Origin of the sequence: Pseudomonas sp. 2(2015), from assembly GCF_000955865.1 — a bacterium.
GTDB lineage: Bacteria > Pseudomonadota > Gammaproteobacteria > Pseudomonadales > Pseudomonadaceae > Aquipseudomonas.
This window is the reverse complement of record NZ_JYOF01000010.1, coordinates 216,303-230,933: the sequence shown is the minus strand read 5'-3', so window position 1 is coordinate 230,933 and position 14,631 is coordinate 216,303. Positions and strand designations below refer to the sequence as shown.

At 62.0% G+C, this 14,631-nt stretch carries 15 protein-coding genes and 1 riboswitch; of the genes, 7 read left to right on the top strand and 8 right to left on the bottom strand.

The window, feature by feature from the left end:
* Positions 1-65: 65 nt before the first annotated feature.
* The 3 genes from UB48_RS14775 to UB48_RS14765 are packed head-to-tail and all read right to left on the bottom strand — an operon-like array spanning position 66 to position 3,019.
* A complete protein-coding gene (locus UB48_RS14775; RefSeq protein ID WP_045198288.1) occupies positions 66-1,019 on the bottom strand; it encodes a DMT family transporter in 954 nt (317 codons plus the stop codon).
* The gene (locus UB48_RS14770) at positions 1,016-2,011 is read right to left on the bottom strand and encodes a 2OG-Fe(II) oxygenase family protein (RefSeq protein WP_045198286.1); all 996 of its coding nucleotides are present in this window, start codon (positions 2,009-2,011) and stop codon (positions 1,016-1,018) included. Before UB48_RS14770 ends, UB48_RS14775 begins: the two co-directional genes overlap by 4 nt.
* Positions 2,012-2,041: 30 nt before the next feature.
* On the bottom strand, positions 2,042-3,019 hold the full coding sequence (locus tag UB48_RS14765) for a hypothetical protein (protein WP_045198284.1): 978 nt from the start codon (positions 3,017-3,019) through the stop codon (positions 2,042-2,044).
* Positions 3,020-3,127: 108 nt separating this feature from the next.
* Here UB48_RS14765 and UB48_RS14760 point away from each other — a divergent pair, with 108 nt between their 5' ends.
* Entirely contained in the window at positions 3,128-3,976 is an 849-nt protein-coding gene (locus UB48_RS14760) for a LysR substrate-binding domain-containing protein (protein ID WP_045198282.1), read from the top strand.
* A gap of 13 nt (positions 3,977-3,989) precedes the next feature.
* Here the strand turns inward: UB48_RS14760 and UB48_RS14755 are convergent, their stop codons facing one another.
* The gene (locus UB48_RS14755; protein WP_045198280.1) at positions 3,990-4,589 is read right to left on the bottom strand and encodes a lytic transglycosylase domain-containing protein; all 600 of its coding nucleotides are present in this window, start codon (positions 4,587-4,589) and stop codon (positions 3,990-3,992) included.
* Between the two features lie 177 nt (positions 4,590-4,766).
* On the opposite strand from UB48_RS14755, the gene gspG reads away from it, so the two are divergent.
* The 4 genes from gspG to tenA all read left to right on the top strand — a co-directional run bounded on the left by gspG (position 4,767) and on the right by tenA (position 7,943).
* Entirely contained in the window at positions 4,767-5,189 is a 423-nt protein-coding gene (gene gspG / locus UB48_RS14750) for a type II secretion system major pseudopilin GspG (RefSeq protein ID WP_045198278.1), read from the top strand.
* Between the two features lie 15 nt (positions 5,190-5,204).
* The gene (locus UB48_RS14745; protein ID WP_045198276.1) at positions 5,205-6,392 is read left to right on the top strand and encodes a type II secretion system F family protein; all 1,188 of its coding nucleotides are present in this window, start codon (positions 5,205-5,207) and stop codon (positions 6,390-6,392) included.
* A gap of 38 nt (positions 6,393-6,430) precedes the next feature.
* Positions 6,431-6,545, top strand: a riboswitch (TPP riboswitch).
* An 81-nt stretch (positions 6,546-6,626) separates the two neighbouring features.
* Positions 6,627-7,274: a TenA family protein gene (locus UB48_RS14740; RefSeq protein WP_045198274.1), complete on the top strand. Its 648-nt coding sequence runs from the start codon at positions 6,627-6,629 to the stop codon at positions 7,272-7,274.
* 3 nt (positions 7,275-7,277) lie between these two features.
* The gene (tenA, locus tag UB48_RS14735; RefSeq protein WP_045198272.1) at positions 7,278-7,943 is read left to right on the top strand and encodes a thiaminase II; all 666 of its coding nucleotides are present in this window, start codon (positions 7,278-7,280) and stop codon (positions 7,941-7,943) included.
* 147 nt (positions 7,944-8,090) lie between these two features.
* Here the strand turns inward: tenA and xerC are convergent, their stop codons facing one another.
* Both xerC and UB48_RS14725 read right to left on the bottom strand, forming a co-directional pair.
* A complete protein-coding gene (gene xerC, locus UB48_RS14730) occupies positions 8,091-9,005 on the bottom strand; it encodes a tyrosine recombinase XerC (RefSeq protein WP_045198270.1) in 915 nt (304 codons plus the stop codon).
* A gap of 181 nt (positions 9,006-9,186) precedes the next feature.
* A complete protein-coding gene (locus tag UB48_RS14725) occupies positions 9,187-9,993 on the bottom strand; it encodes a hypothetical protein (protein WP_156160208.1) in 807 nt (268 codons plus the stop codon).
* A 115-nt stretch (positions 9,994-10,108) separates the two neighbouring features.
* Here UB48_RS14725 and UB48_RS14720 point away from each other — a divergent pair, with 115 nt between their 5' ends.
* Complete coding sequence (locus UB48_RS14720) at positions 10,109-10,756, top strand: DUF1345 domain-containing protein (RefSeq protein WP_045198265.1); 648 nt, start codon at positions 10,109-10,111, stop codon at positions 10,754-10,756.
* Here UB48_RS14720 and UB48_RS14715 read toward each other — a convergent pair.
* A complete protein-coding gene (locus tag UB48_RS14715) occupies positions 10,682-11,938 on the bottom strand; it encodes a pyridoxal phosphate-dependent aminotransferase (protein WP_045198263.1) in 1,257 nt (418 codons plus the stop codon). The genes UB48_RS14720 and UB48_RS14715 overlap by 75 nt on opposite strands.
* Before the next feature lie 308 nt (positions 11,939-12,246).
* On the opposite strand from UB48_RS14715, the gene UB48_RS14710 reads away from it, so the two are divergent.
* Complete coding sequence (locus UB48_RS14710; protein WP_045198261.1) at positions 12,247-12,507, top strand: DUF1652 domain-containing protein; 261 nt, start codon at positions 12,247-12,249, stop codon at positions 12,505-12,507.
* Here the strand turns inward: UB48_RS14710 and UB48_RS14705 are convergent, their stop codons facing one another.
* A complete protein-coding gene (locus UB48_RS14705; RefSeq protein WP_045198259.1) occupies positions 12,508-14,592 on the bottom strand; it encodes a bifunctional diguanylate cyclase/phosphodiesterase in 2,085 nt (694 codons plus the stop codon).
* Between the last annotated feature and the right edge of the window lie 39 nt (positions 14,593-14,631).

The following is a 14,631-nucleotide window of genomic DNA, read 5'->3' as shown; positions in this document are numbered from 1 at the left end:
GGGGCAAGCCTCTGTGAAGGCTGGAAGGTTTCTAGCTGGAAGATTTATGGCGCAGGAGGGGAGCGTCAGTCTAGCGGGGCATTGGAGTCCGGTTTTACAGGAGCAAGTGCAGTCGATAGCTTGAACCGCACCAAAATCAATCCGGCCACCACGACGGCAACGCCTAGATAAGTGGACAGGTAAATAACATCCCCAAATACCAACGCCGCCCAAATCAAGGTCACCGGGGGTTCCAGGTAGACCAGCACAGCAACCTGGGTAGCGGTCATCTCACGTAACAACATCCAGAGACTCAGGTAGGCGGCGAACGTGGAGAACACCGTCAACCACAATACGGAAAGCAGGACGTTCTGCTCGCTTGGTATCCGCAGCGAATCGGTATAAAACACCGCCACCCCGAAGCCCAGCAGCGTGAACGCAGACTGTATAAACAACGACACGCTCAGATCGTTGTTTTCGGTCTTCGCCAGCAAGGACCGGCGTTCATACAGCGTGGCCATCGTCAGCCCAAACGCTGACACCAAGGGCAGCAGGTACATGACCAAGCCGACGTCGACCTGGCTATTTGTATACTGTCCAGAAATGACGATTGACACTCCAATAAAACCGATCATCAATCCCAGCCACTGCCAACCACTGCTTTTCTCCGAGAGGCTGGCAGAAGATAAAGCAGCTGTCATCAACGGTTGCAAGGCCGCAATGATTGCGGCGATGCCTGGCGGCAAACCGTTTTGAATGGCGACATACACGCAACTCAGATACAGAAACTGCGAAAGAAAGCCAATCACCATGTGATGTTTGACCTGCGGCCAGGTAATTTTCATCAGCCTGACATTCAAGAACAGCCCAAGGCACACCGTCACCAGCAGGAAGCGCCAGAACAACAGGTTGAACGCGCCGGCAGTTTCTGCGCCCAATTTGGCACCAATAAAGCCCGAACTCCAAGACAGGACGAACACCCCCTGCAGCAATAAGAGCTTTATCGGCTTTGAGGCCCAACCTCGTGAAGGCGCGTTCATTCACGTCCCATGCCGGTAAGGCGATTTCGGCCGCCGGTTGCCTCGGCAAAGGTAATCGTCTCGATTCCAAGCGCACGGTACTGTTCCCCTGGCGACATACGCAGGTTGCGCTTCAACCTCAACCAGGGCCTGAGAGTGGCAAGAACGCCATCATCCGAAGCCAAATGCCAGAACTTGTTTACATCCTCTTGGGTGTAAGGGCAATGGAACGATAACACCAGCGACATGCGCCGCCCCGCGGTCACCGCCCGAACGCCGTGGTACACCCTGCTACCATAGATGTACACCGCGTCGCCGCTCGCCTTGACCGCACTCTTGCGCAACCGACCAGCAAAATTCTGGGTGTCGAACTGTTCGATAGGCCCTTCAAAGTAGACGAATTCTCCACCTTCATACTCGCTCGGATCAGACAATAGAATGTTCAGCACAAAACTCGTACCGTCGGTGTGCCACATTCCGATCTGGGCCTTTTCGTCAGGCGTTTCTGGCGGGTAGAAGTAATTGACCTGCGAGCGGGCATTGATGAGCGGGTGCGGCAGCAAGGGCACGCCAGCAATCTTCGAGACCGCCAGCAAGAACGCCCGGCTGTTCATCATTTCCCGAATAAACGTCGATAACTCCGTCGCGGCCCGTGTGCGCTTGGAGATGATCCAGTGACTGGTAGCTGAAGCGCCCTCCAGCTGACAGCAGGCACGCCTTAGCGCTATCAAGCCTTGTTCGGAAAATAGCCCTTTGATCTGCGCGATTGCCGTCAACTGGTCAGCGCCGGCAACCTCAACAGGCGAAGTCGTATAGCCGAACTCGGCAAGACTCCTGGTATGGCCAGCCATCGGCGAGTCACTGCGTAGATACTGATCATCCCAATGTTGAAGCGTGTCTGAAAGTGCCCCCGAATGCTGACGCTTTGATGCTGAAAAACAGGAAGTTCGAAGCGCGAGTTTAATACGCGCCAGACCTTGCGCGAACACGGGAATATCATTTTCTCTGTCCATGCGCTTACACCTCTTCTCATGCGAACACTGTCAAGCCTCACAGCATTCCGACAATTGATAGATCACACTTTTATCACCACTGCAGTATTCGCCAATCACCTGATAGCCCGCGTATTGCTGCCGGACGCGCAGAAACTGTTCCTGCGTGTATTTGAGGCACACGTTGGTCAATAAATAACCTTCCTCATGACCATCACAAACCGGCAGAAGTGTTACTGCAACGCGATACCGGACTTCGTTGTACTCAATTTCCGAAACGATAACTCGATGAGGGGCTCTTTTTTCAAAACCCAGCTTCAACCCGATCAGATCGGAAAAGCGCCTCATGCATTCATGCTCGTAAAAGCGGTGAATGTGATCATCACTCAGTTGCGTGGTAAGTTGCATTTCGGATAACACATAGGTCCGTTTCCCGCCGACCCGTTGAATGAGGTCGCCGATGGTGCCAGGCAATTCATTCCCTTCCTGAAACCCGAGCATCGTAATCAGCGTCACGTCCTGCCCACATTCAATGTGCTGGCGCTGTACGTCTCGGAAATCTTGTGCCAGATAGTTAAAACCATGTGTCCCAGGGAGCAGCGGCACGACCGCGTCGCGCATGATCGCGTGTGATGACTCGTTGATATCGATGGCTGTGTACTCACTGGGTTGCGCCCCACCGTCGCGCAGAGACCTTAACAGGGCCGACGTTTTTACTGGCTCAGGGCCCAGTTCCACATAGTGCAGCCGGTCTTGCCCCACGAGTACCGCCAGCTCGCGTGCTACCGCTCGGAGCGTTTGGCTCAACGATCCCTGCCCATCGGGCGCAGCGCATACATCCGCGCATGTCATTCCCTCATTATTGAGCGAGGTCATCAGTGAAAATATTTCTTCGCTGATTCGGTGGTTTATGACGGACGCGCCCGAGTGCAAAGTCGAGTACTTTTCAGCATTCTCAATCGTCCAAATGCGCTCGGATAAACCATGCACCCGCTTCAAGGACTCAACAACCAGATCATTGATTTCCATATCGCCCCTTATTTTTACAGACGGTCGCTTCATTGACTTGAGGCTATCGGCAGCGCATGATTTTGTAAATTTGAATAATGCGAACAAATAATTCAGTAAAACAAAACCATGAACCCACGACTGAACATTGATTTATTGCGCACCTTCCATGCGGTGGCCAGGTTCAAACGCTTCAAGGAGGCTGCCGCTCATGTTCATCGCAGCGCATCAACCGTCACGACGCAGATTCACAAGCTGGAGGAGTTGGTGGGGCAACGACTGTTCGCCCGCAACAACCAAGGCGTCGAGTTGACCATGTACGGCAAAAAACTGCTTATAGAAACGACTGCTTTTTTGATGAGCCATGATCGCCTGATGGCTTCCCTGACTCCGCAACGCATGCAGGGAAAAATTCGTCTTGGCTTGCCTGACTCCTACGCAGCGGCGTTCATGCGTGATCTTCTGCCGCTTCTGATCGCTGACAACCCACTGCTGGAGCTGGAAGTCGACGCCAGGTCCAGTGGCGAACTTTTCACAATGTTCACCAGAAAGCAGGTTGATCTAGCCCTCGTGGTAAGTGCGCACGCCTTGGAGCAAGGCGAACGACTATGCGAGACCCAGCCGGTCTGGGTAGTTGCGCAACCGTTCCAGCCCCCTGCCCATTCCCCACTTCCCTTAGCCGTACAATTGGCCGGCTGTCCATTTCGCGAGTCCGCCATTCGCGTATTGAAAGAGCACGGAGTCTACTACCGGCTCATACTCGAAAGCGCTAGCTCACCCGCAGTGGAGGCGTGCGTGTCAAGCGGATTGGCAGTGGGCATTATCGAAGAAAGCAGAATGACCGACGGGCTCACACGGAGTATTCCGGGAATGACAATGCCCGCCCTTCCTGCCCACTACCTCTACCTGCTTTCTGACAGCAGCAACTACCTGGCGCTGCACTTGCACGAGCAAATCAGGGCAGGTTTTCGCATCTGACAGTCAGCCCCGATTACAACGGATCATCCACCGCCAGGCCCTGCAGCCGCCGGTACTGGCGCAGCACCTTGGGCACGTAGCGCTGGGTTTCGGCAAACGGCGGTACTACCCGACCGCGACGCAGCACCGCATCTGGCCCGGCGTTGTAGGCGGCCACGGCCAGGGTGATGTCGTTGTCGAACAGGGTCAGCATGCGCTTGAGGTAGCGCGCCCCGCCCTGCACGTTCGCGGCCGGGTCGAGGACATTCTTCACGCCCATTTCCTTGGCGGTGTCGGGCATCAGCTGCATCAGCCCGGCCGCGCCGCTGGTCGAGCGGGCGTTGGGGTCGTAGCGCGATTCGGCCTGGATCACTGCGTGCAGCAAGGCCGCCGGCAGGTCGTTGGCCTGCGCCGCTGCCGCCACCACTTCGGCGTAGGGCATGCCGGTGATCAGTTGCGGGCCGTTGCTGGCCAGGCTCACGGCCTCGCTGATGACCCGCTGGTAGGTTCGCCCCGGCCGGTGGACGTTGCTCAATACATAGCTACCATCGGCCTTGATCGAGATGTACACATCGGCCTGAGCCGGATTGACTATGGCCAGCCAGGCCAGGATTGCCGCAGTGAGCCAGCGCATCGTGCCACCCTCCCCGTTGCGTCCCCCAGAAAGTGGGGCATATGCCCCGATTGCCAGGGCGTTACCCTTCTGACGCAAGCACTGTGCCGCCTTGCCAGGCCCGTGCGGCAAAGGCCCGGCGCAGACGCGCACGGCAATTGCATAAGGCCTTGCAGCGCACCTGTGGAGGGCCTGGCTATGAACAACAACCATCGCGCGCAACGCGGCTTCACCCTGCTCGAACTGCTGGTAGTCCTGGTAGTGCTGGGCCTCTTGGCCGGCATCGTTGCCCCCAAGTACTTCAGCCAGTTGGGGCGCTCGGAGGCCAAGGTCGCCCGGGCGCAGATTGAAGGCCTGAGCAAGGCCCTGGACCTGTACCGGCTGGAAGTGGGGCATTACCCCAATTCCGAGCAAGGCCTGCAGGCACTGGTGGCGGCACCCAGCGACGAAACCCGCTGGTCGGGCCCGTACCTGCAGAAAAAGGTCCCGCAAGACCCGTGGGGGCGTAACTACATCTACCGCCAGCCCGGTGAAAACGGTGAGTACGACCTGCTGTCGATGGGCAAGGACGGCCAGCCCGGCGGCGATGGCGAGAATGCCGAGATCACCAGTTGGCAATAACCGGAGGGCTTGCGCATGCGCTATGAACTCAAGGCCCTGGGCAAGGCCGGGGTGGTCTTGCTCCAGGTCGACGCCCAGGACCCGGGCCAGGCCCGCGAGCAGGTCGAGCAACAAGGCTTGCGGGTGGTCAGCGTGCGCAGTTGCCAGCGCCTGGCCGGTCTGCGCTGGCGGCGTGGCGAGGTGTTCAACCTGGTACTGTTCAGCCAGGAGCTGACCACCCTGCTCAATGCCGGCCTGCCGCTGATCGACGCCCTCGAGAGCCTGGCCGAAAAAGAGACCGCGCCCCAGGCACGCAAGACCCTCGGCGAACTGGTGCGCCTGCTGTATGAAGGCAAGTCGTTCTCCCAGGCCCTGGCGCAGTTGCCCAGCGTGTTCCCGCCGCTGTACGTGGCGCTGGTGCAATCGAGCGAGAAGACCGGCGCCCTGGGCGATGCCCTCGGCCGCTATGTTGCCTACCGCCAGCGCATGGACGAAGTGCGCCAGAAGATCATCAGCGCCTCGATCTACCCGCTGCTGCTGTTGCTGGTCGGCGGCGGCGTGGTGCTGTTTCTGCTCGGCTATGTGGTACCGCGTTTCAGTCTGGTGTTCGAAGGCCTGGGCACCGAGCTGCCGTGGATGTCGCGCTGGCTGATGCAGGCCGGGATGTTCCTGCACGCGCATCAGCTGGCCATGGCCAGCAGCTTTGGGCTACTCATGGTGCTGCTGTTCATGCTGCGTCGCGAGCCGCGGGTGCGGCGCTGGCTGAACCGCCAGCTGGAACGCCTGCCGGCCCTGCACAAACGCCTGGTGATGTATGAGCTGGCGCGGTTCTACCGCTCGCTGGGGATCCTCCTGCAGGGCGGCATCCCGATTCTCACCGCCATGGCCATGGCCCGCGGCCTGCTCGGCGCGGCCAGTGGCCTGCGGCTGGAGCAGGCCTGTGAACGGGTCAAGGAAGGCCAGTCGCTGTCGGCGGCGCTGGAGGCCGGGCACCTGGTGACGCCAGTGTCGTTGCGCCTGCTGCGCGCTGGCGAGCAGTCGGGCAACCTCGGGCAGATGATGGAGCGCAGCGCCGACTTCTACGACGAGGAGATCAGCCGCTGGATCGAGTGGTTCGTGCGCCTGTTCGAGCCGCTGCTGATGACCTTCATCGGCCTGCTGATCGGCCTGATCGTGATCCTCATGTACATGCCGATCTTCGAGCTGGCCTCGAGCATCCACTAGCGCAACGCGTGACAATCCAGGGCCCTTGCTGTATAGATTCGGCCACCAAGGGGAGCCCGGCAACGGGCTGAGAAACCGCTGGCATGTGCAGCGCGGTGACCCTTCGAACCTGATCCGGATCATGCCGGCGAAGGGATGGGTATTGTGCACCTGCCTTTTTGCCGGCCTCACTGCGGGGCCGACCATGCCAGCCATCACCGGCCCCGCTGTCGTCACGATAAAAAGGACAACAGCATGACCGCGCGCTTCACCGACAGCCTTCGCCAGCAAAGCGAGCCGAGCTGGACCCAGTGCATCGAACACCGCTTCGTCAATGAACTGCTCGACGGCAGCCTGGCCGACCCTGTGCTGGTCAACTACCTGATCCAGGATCACCGTTTCATCGATGCGTTCCTGACCCTGCTCGGCGCCGCCATCGCCAGCGCCGATACCTTCGAGGCGCGGATTCGCCTGGGGCGCTTTACCGGGGTGATCGCCGGTGAAGAGAACACCTACTTCCTGCGCGCTTTCGAAGCCCTGGGCGTCAGCGAGGCGCAGCGCCTTGAGGCACCGGACTCAGCGCCGACCGCAGGCTTCAAGGCGATCATGCGCGAAGCCGCGGCCACCCGCTCCTACGCCGCCGCCCTGGCGGTGCTCAACGTCGCCGAGGGCCTGTACCTGGACTGGGCGCTGCGGGCCAACAAGCAACTGCCGCCGCGCTTCGAGCACGCCGAGTGGATCACCCTGCACGACAACCCGGCGTTCCAGGATTTTGTCGCCTTCCTGCGCGCCGAGCTGGACCGCGTCGGGCCTGCACAGGCACAGGTCAGCCGCGACTTCTTCCTGCGCAGCGTGGCGCTGGAACAGGCGTTTTTCGACGCCGCCTACGACATTGAGGGCTAAGCCATGGATATCTTCGAGCGCCTGAAACAGGCCGCCAGCGCCGACTGGCACAGCTACGTCGAGCACGACTTCGTTCGCCAGATGGGCGCCGGCACCCTGGCGCAACCGGCGTTTCGCAAGTACCTGGTGCAGGACTACCTGTTCTTGATCCAGTTCGCCCGTTCCTGGGCCCTGGCCGCCTACAAGAGCCGCACCCTCAGCGACATCCGCGCCGCCCAGGCGGGGCTGGCGGCGATTCTCGACGAAACCGAGCTGCACGTGCGCCTGTGCGAGCGTTGGGGGCTGTCGGCCGACGACCTCGCGGCGACACCGGAGCACCAGGCCACTGTCGCCTACACCCGCTTCGTGCTGGACTGCGGCGCCGCCGGCGACCTGTTGGACCTGCACGTGGCCCTGGCGCCGTGCGTGATCGGCTACGCTGAAATCGGCCGCAACCTGACCCCCGACGGCGTTCAGGCGCTGGGCGGTCATCCTTACCGCGAGTGGATTGGCGAATATGCAGGCGCCGGCTACCAGGGCGTGGCCACCGCTGCCCGCGCGCACCTGGATGACCTGGCCGCGCGAACCATGACCGAGCGCCGCTTCGAGGAACTGGTCAAGGTCTTCGCCCAGGCCTCGCGGCTGGAAGCCGACTTCTGGCAGATGGGGCTGGAGGCCGCGAGGCCGTAATACTGCACCGGCTCCTGTGGGAGCTGGCTTGCCAGCGATCGAGTGCAAAGCGCTCGCATTCCAGTCAGTACATGGTGCACTGACTGTACCGGCCTAATCGCTGGCAAGCCAGCTCCCACAGGGGGCGTAGGCTGCAGGGCCCACAGGTCAGTAATCGTAGCGATCCACCGCCCGCCGCCGCTCGTTGTCATCGCGCATGTCGTAGTTGGCGGTGGTCTGGATGTTGGTGTGGTGGGCCAGCTTTTGCGCGATCGACAGGTCATGCTCTTCGATCACCCGGGTGATGAACGAGCGGCGAAAATCGTGGGGCATGATCTTTACCCCTACTTGAGTGCCGCGCTGGCGGGCGATGTAGTAGATCGCGTGCTTGGTGATGCGCTCGCGGGTGATGTGGCTGCCACGGCGGATACGGTTGAACAGGAACTCGTCGTCGGCCTGCCCTTCAGGCAACTGCTCGCGGCGAAACGCCAGCCAGGCGTTGAGCTTTGCAAACGCCCAGGGCGGCGCGTACTTGATCAGTTGCTTGTTGCCCTTGCCCAGTACCTGCAGGCTGCGCTCGCTGAAGTCGACCTGGCTGAGGGTCAGGTTGACCGACTCGGACTTGCGCATGCCGGTGCCGTACAGCAAGGCGATCACCGCCGCATCGCGCAACCCCTGCGGGCGCGAGTCGGCAGCGCAGGCGTCCATCAGCTCGCGAATCAGGCTGCGCTTGAGGTTGCGCCCGGCCGGCAGGCGCGTGCCCTGGGTCGGCTTGACCGTGCGGATCTTGAGCAACTGCTCCTGGCTGATCAGGCTCAGGCGCCAGGCCTCGTTCATTACCCCGCGCACCGCGTTGACGTACAGCGACGAGGTGTTCGGCGCATAGCCATCGGCGCGCAAGGCCGCCACCAGCGCGGTGACATGCCCGGGCTCGAGCTGGTGCCAGGGCACCTCGGCGATGTCGCAATCCTCGAAGCCCAGGCGGTCGGCAGCATCCTGGAGGATGTACTTCATGGTCAGCTGGCTGGACGGTGCCAGGCGGGCGAGGTATTGCAGCAAGGGGTTTTGCAGTGAATCGGACAAACCGGGAATCCTGTAGAGCGCAGCTGAGGTCAGGGGCCTGCAACGGGCCAGTCTGACTCGTGACAACACCGTGGCCACTGACCTGCATCACAATCAGGTCATTGATTGGCAAGTCTTTTTAGCCACGGCAAGAATCCCGATAGTACCTCATCGACGCCCCCGGAATCGATTGAGGGCATTTTCATGGCACCGAGTCATCCAGGTACAGCTTCACGGTTTCGCGGGTCAGCGACATGACTTCATGGGTCAAACCGTTGAAATCCGTCTCGCCATGCTCCAGGTAGCCGTCACTGCGCTTGACCACATAGGCCACGTGGCCGCGTGGGCGGCCGGTGTCGTTATCGATGATTTGCAAGCGGTCACTGTACAGCGGCAACGGCTCGATCCGCGGCACCAGCGGCGAACGACCGATGACAATCGGCTCGGGCTGCCACTGCACCAGGCGCTCGCGGTGCCGGGCCACTTCGGTGAGCACCTGGTCGACCGGCAATTGCAGGGTTTTCGAGTAGTAGGCATCGTAAAGAAACGCGGTAATACTCAGCTTGCAGGGGATATGCGCCTTGTCCGCCAGCAGGCGCTGGATCGCCGGCTTGAGCAGTTCGGTCTGCGTGCTGCGGTCCGGGGTGGTCTTGTAGAAATGCGCGTTGACCACGTAGTTGTAGCCCTTGATTTCGGAGATGCCCTCGAAATCGACACCGCCAACCAGGCTGTAGATCATCGCATGGCCAACGGTGAAATCCTGGTCATCGTCCAGGGCGCAGGTAAACCACTCGCCGATCTGCCCGTCGCCGGTATGCCGTTCGAACAGGCTGATAATCTCTTCGTCGCTGCGAAAGCGCAGGGAGTAAGAACCATCGTGATAGGTGAACGAGGTGAATTCCAGCGGCATCGACTCGATACCGTGGCTGCAACCGCCAAGCGCTAGCGCAGCGCCCAGGGCGCACGCGGCGAGGCGTAAAGAGGGGGCGAACAAAGGGGCGTCATCCATGAGCAAGCGAGGCGCGCAAGAATGCCCAAGGCCGCGCCCGCCAGCAAGCATTTCCGCGCCCGCAGGCGGCAACGATGGGCTACAGTTGCCGAGGAACCCCCTGCCCCGAGGCCCCATGGCTTTCCATCGACTGACCCGCACCCACCCGCGCCTGAGTTTTTCTGCCGTTGCCGGCTGCCTGGGCGGCTGGCTGATTCCCGCCGAGAATCTGGTGCAGCACATCCTCACGGGCTGGAACATCGGCGTCTGGCTGTACCTGCTGCTGGTACTGTGGCTGACCCTGCGCGCCAGCCCCGAGAAGGTACGCGAAGTGGCCTGTGTCGAAGATGAAAACGCCGGCCTGGTGCTGCTCACCGTCAGCATCGCAGCGATCGCCAGCCTTGCCGCAGTGACCCTGCAACTGGCCGCCAGCCGCGGCCTTGCCGGTGGCCCGCAACTGCTGCATTACGCCTACACCGGCTTTACCATCGCCGGCTCCTGGCTGATGATCGGCACCATCTTCAGCCTGCACTACGCCAGGCTGTTCTACACCGCCGGCAGCAAGGAGCCTTTGCTGCGCTTTGCCGATGGCGAGCTGAACCCCGACTATTGGGACTTCCACTACTTCTCGTTCACCCTCAACGTCGCCGTGCAGACCTCGGACGTGGGCGTTGCCGACCGGCAGATGCGCCGTATCGTCCTCGCCCACTCATTGGTGGGTTTCGTGTTCAACACCGCGATTCTGGGCTTTACCATCAACATCGCCGCCGGCCTGTTGAACTGACGGCACGCCTTCAAGCACCTGCATGGCGCAACGGGCGATGCGCTGGCAGGCCTGCTGCAAACGGTCGCTGTCGAGCACCAGGCCAAAACGCAGGTGGCCGGCGGCGCTGGGGCCGAAGGCGTCGCCAGCGAGCACCGACACCCCATGCTCCTCCAGCAGACGCTCGGCAAAGGCCTGGGCGCCAATGCCGGTCTCGCGGATATCGATCATCACGAACATGCCGCCATCGGGCTTGTGCACGCGGATGCCCGGGCAGCCGTCAAGGCTTGCGCAAACCCGGTCGCGCCGCTCGCGGTAGCGCTCGCGCATCTGCCGCACCTGGGGCAGGTCTTGCTCCAGGGCCACCTGGGCGGCGTCCTGGATAAAATCCGGCAGGCCGTACAGCATGCACAGCGCCAGGTTGCTCAAGTGCTCGGTCAACTGCTGCGGGCCGATCACCCAGCCGACCCGCCAGCCCGACATGGCATGGGACTTGGACAGACTATTGATGGTCGCGCTGCGTTCGGCCATGCCCGGCAGGCTGGCCGGGCTGAAATGCTCGCCCTCGTACAACAACTCGCTGTAGACCTCATCGGAAATCAGCCACAGGTCGTGGTCGATGCACAGCTGCGCCAGGCGCTGCCAGGTAGCCTTGGGCAGGCTGGCGCCAGAGGGGTTGTGCGGGCTGTTGAGCAGCAAGGCGCGGGTGCGCGGGGTAATACGCCGGGCGATGTCGTCAGGGTCGACCCTGAAGCCCTGCTCGGGGCGTACCGGCACCGGCACCAGCCTTGCGGCGCAGGCACCGAACACCGCTTCGTAGGTGACATACATGGGCTCGGCGACGATCACCTCGTCGCCCGGGTCGAACAGGCACTGGGCCACGCCATACAACGCGCATTGCGCCCCGGCCAGCACCACCACTTCCAGCGGGTCGACCGGCTGGCCGCTGTGGCGGGTGTGATGGGCGGCGATGGCGCGGCGCAGGGCCTCGCTGCCGCGCACATCGGAATAGTGGGTGTGGCCGCCGCGCAGGCTGTCGATGGCGGCGTCGACTATTGGTTGCGGGGTGTCGAAGTCCGGGTCGCCAATCGACAACAGGATGATATCCCGGCCCTGGCCTTGCAGTTCGACGGCGCGGTAGTGGATGTTCCAGGCAGCAGCACCGTCACCGGCGATACGTTGGGTGAGCGCGGAATAACGCATTGACGGTCTCCTTGACTGAACCTGGACGCGCCATTGGTCTGAAACTCCCAGGCAAGCATCCCAGCCGACTGTCGGTAAAAATAGCAGAGCGGCGCCATAGCAGGCGGGGAAATATTGCCAGCAAACGTTTGCCGCCAACACCAAAGTGGTCGCCGCGCCTGCCGGGGAACGTGAGCGGGGTCAAACTCTCGACAAACCGTCATCATCCTGGGCCGACACTGGCGCCATCAATGCTATGTTTAGGTTTCCCGCCGGGTCGCACCGACCCGCCCATTCTTGCGTGAGGTTCACCGTACAAGGAGGCCGGCATGAACAAGCTGACGTTCCCCAACGCCTGCCAGATGATGCGCTGGCATTTCCATCCGCTGGGCTTCGAGGCCAGCATGGACGCCCCGCGCAGCATGGTGGCGCGCCTGTTCGACCGGGCCACCGGCGAAACCCTGCTGGCGATTGCCGGCATTCCCTGCGCCACGCTGATGCACGCGGCGGACGTCGAGCGCATCATCGAAGCGGTTGAGGCCGAACTCGACGCCTTCGAACCGTCCTGCAACCTGCGTGCGGTCGGCTGATCAGCTGACAACCCGGGGTTCGCGCCCGCGCTCGATATCGGCAATGAAGCGCTCGGCCGGCTGCGGCTGGCCGAGCAGATAACCTTGCAACGAGTCACATCCCAGGCGGGTCAGGAAGCTCTGCTGGCGGTCGGTCTCGACCCCTTCGGCGACAATCCGCAAGCCCAGGGCCTGGCCCAGGGCGACGATGGCCGAAACGATGGCAGCGTCGTCGCTGTCCTGCTCCAGATCTCGCACGAAGCCGCGGTCAATCTTCAATTCGTTGGCCGGCAGGCGCTTCAAGTACATCAGGCTCGAATAGCCGGTACCGAAGTCATCGATAGACAGGTCCACACCCATGTCCGAAAGCCGCTGCAGCACCTGCATGCTGGCGTCGGCATCGCGCATGGCGGTGGTTTCGGTGATTTCCAGGGTCAGGCTGTTGGCCGGCAACTGATGACGCGCCAGCACCCTGGCAACGCTCTCGACCAGCCCGGTGTGGCAGAACTGGATGGCCGACAGGTTAACGGCGATGCGCCAGTTGCTGTGGCCCCGGTCGATCCAGATGCGCATCTGCCGGCAGGCCTCGTCCAGCACCCACTCGCCGATGGGGATGATCAGGCCGGTTTTCTCCGCCTGGATGATAAATCGGTCAGGCAGCAACAGGCCATGTTGCGGGTGTTCCCAGCGCAGCAAGGCCTCGGCGCCGATCGGCTGGCACTCGAGGGCGTCGAACTTGGGTTGGTAGTACAGGCGGAACTGGCCCTGCTCCAGGGCCACGCGCAAATCCTGCAGCAGTTGCAGTTGCAGGCGGGCGTTGCTGTTCATCGACACGTCGAAGAAGCTGTAGCCGTTCTTGCCGGCGCTCTTGGCGTGGTACATGGCCGCATCGGCGTTGCGCAGCAGTTCGTGCTGGTCGATACCATTGCCCGGGTAGAGGACGATGCCGATACTCGCCGAGATCTGCAGGTTCTGTTCAGCAACGCGGAAGCTGCGCGAGATCAGGTTGACCTGCTTGGCCGCCACGCCCACGACGTCGTCGGCTTCCTGCAGCTCGACCAGCAGCACGAACTCATCGCCGCCGATCCGCGCCAGGGTGTCCTGGCTGTGCAGGTGGCCGCGCAGGCGCAGGGCGACTTCCTTGAGCAACTGGTCGCCCATGTGGTGACCGAAGGCATCGTTGACCGGCTTGAAGCCGTCCAGGTCGATGAACATCAGCGCAAAACAACCGCCCTGCTCGGCCACCTTGCTGATCGCCTGGTCGATACGGTCGGCCAGCAGCGTACGGTTGGGCAGGCTGGTGAGGGTGTCGTGCAGGGCCAGTTGGGTCAGTTCCTGGTTGGCCAGGGTCAGTGAGCGGGCAAGCTCGGCGGTGCGCGCTTCCAGGCGCGCATCCAGCACCGAGGTCAGCAAAGCTGCGGCCAGCACTGCCAGGGTGGTGATCAGCACCAGGTAATCCAGGCCGTTGCCGCTCAGGCCGCCGCCCAGGGCGCCGCAGTAACTGCCTTCGGGGAAGTTCGCCGCGGCCATGCCGGTGTAATGCATGCCGACGATCGCCACGCCCATGATGATCGCCGCGCCGCCACGCAAGTGGCGCACGTACAGGGTTTGCTGGCGCAGGCGGAAGGCGATCCACAACGCCGCTGCTGAAGCGCCGACAGCGATCAGCAGCGAGGCGCTGAACAGCGCGGGGTCGTAGTCGATGCCCGGGGTCATGCGCAGCGCGGCCATGCCGGTGTAGTGCATGCTGCTGATGCCGGTGCCCATGATCAACGCGCCAGCGCCCAGTTGCAGCCACGGCAAGGTCGGCTGGCTGACCAGCCACAGGGCGAAACCCGACGACAGCCCGGCGATCAGCAGCGACAGCAGGGTCAGGGTAATGTCATAACCGAGCTCGATCGGCAGGTTCAGGGCGAGCATGCCGATAAAGTGCATCGACCAGATCCCGATGCCCATGGCCAGCGCCCCGCCACCGATCCACAGGTACACCGCACGGCCCTTGGCGGTGTTGATCCGGCCTGCCAGGTCGAGGGCGGTATACGAAGCAAGGATGGCCACACACAGCGAAATCAATACCAGCGACGAAGAGTAACTACCGATCAGCATGAGGCCTTCCACAACCCGTAGACCGGGCACTGGCGAGGC

Coding starts and splice junctions, on each gene's coding strand:
- UB48_RS14745 (WP_045198276.1), top strand. CDS start 5,205: ATGCGCTATGAACTCAAGGCCCTGGGCAAGGCCGGGGTGGTCTTGCTC.
- UB48_RS14775 (WP_045198288.1), bottom strand. CDS start 1,019: ATGAACGCGCCTTCACGAGGTTGGGCCTCAAAGCCGATAAAGCTCTTA.
- UB48_RS14720 (WP_045198265.1), top strand. CDS start 10,109: ATGGCTTTCCATCGACTGACCCGCACCCACCCGCGCCTGAGTTTTTCT.
- UB48_RS14715 (WP_045198263.1), bottom strand. CDS start 11,938: ATGCGTTATTCCGCGCTCACCCAACGTATCGCCGGTGACGGTGCTGCT.
- UB48_RS14770 (WP_045198286.1), bottom strand. CDS start 2,011: ATGGACAGAGAAAATGATATTCCCGTGTTCGCGCAAGGTCTGGCGCGT.
- UB48_RS14765 (WP_045198284.1), bottom strand. CDS start 3,019: ATGGAAATCAATGATCTGGTTGTTGAGTCCTTGAAGCGGGTGCATGGT.
- UB48_RS14710 (WP_045198261.1), top strand. CDS start 12,247: ATGAACAAGCTGACGTTCCCCAACGCCTGCCAGATGATGCGCTGGCAT.
- gspG (WP_045198278.1), top strand. CDS start 4,767: ATGAACAACAACCATCGCGCGCAACGCGGCTTCACCCTGCTCGAACTG.
- tenA (WP_045198272.1), top strand. CDS start 7,278: ATGGATATCTTCGAGCGCCTGAAACAGGCCGCCAGCGCCGACTGGCAC.
- UB48_RS14740 (WP_045198274.1), top strand. CDS start 6,627: ATGACCGCGCGCTTCACCGACAGCCTTCGCCAGCAAAGCGAGCCGAGC.
- UB48_RS14755 (WP_045198280.1), bottom strand. CDS start 4,589: ATGCGCTGGCTCACTGCGGCAATCCTGGCCTGGCTGGCCATAGTCAAT.
- UB48_RS14705 (WP_045198259.1), bottom strand. CDS start 14,592: ATGCTGATCGGTAGTTACTCTTCGTCGCTGGTATTGATTTCGCTGTGT.
- UB48_RS14725 (WP_156160208.1), bottom strand. CDS start 9,993: ATGGATGACGCCCCTTTGTTCGCCCCCTCTTTACGCCTCGCCGCGTGC.
- UB48_RS14760 (WP_045198282.1), top strand. CDS start 3,128: ATGAACCCACGACTGAACATTGATTTATTGCGCACCTTCCATGCGGTG.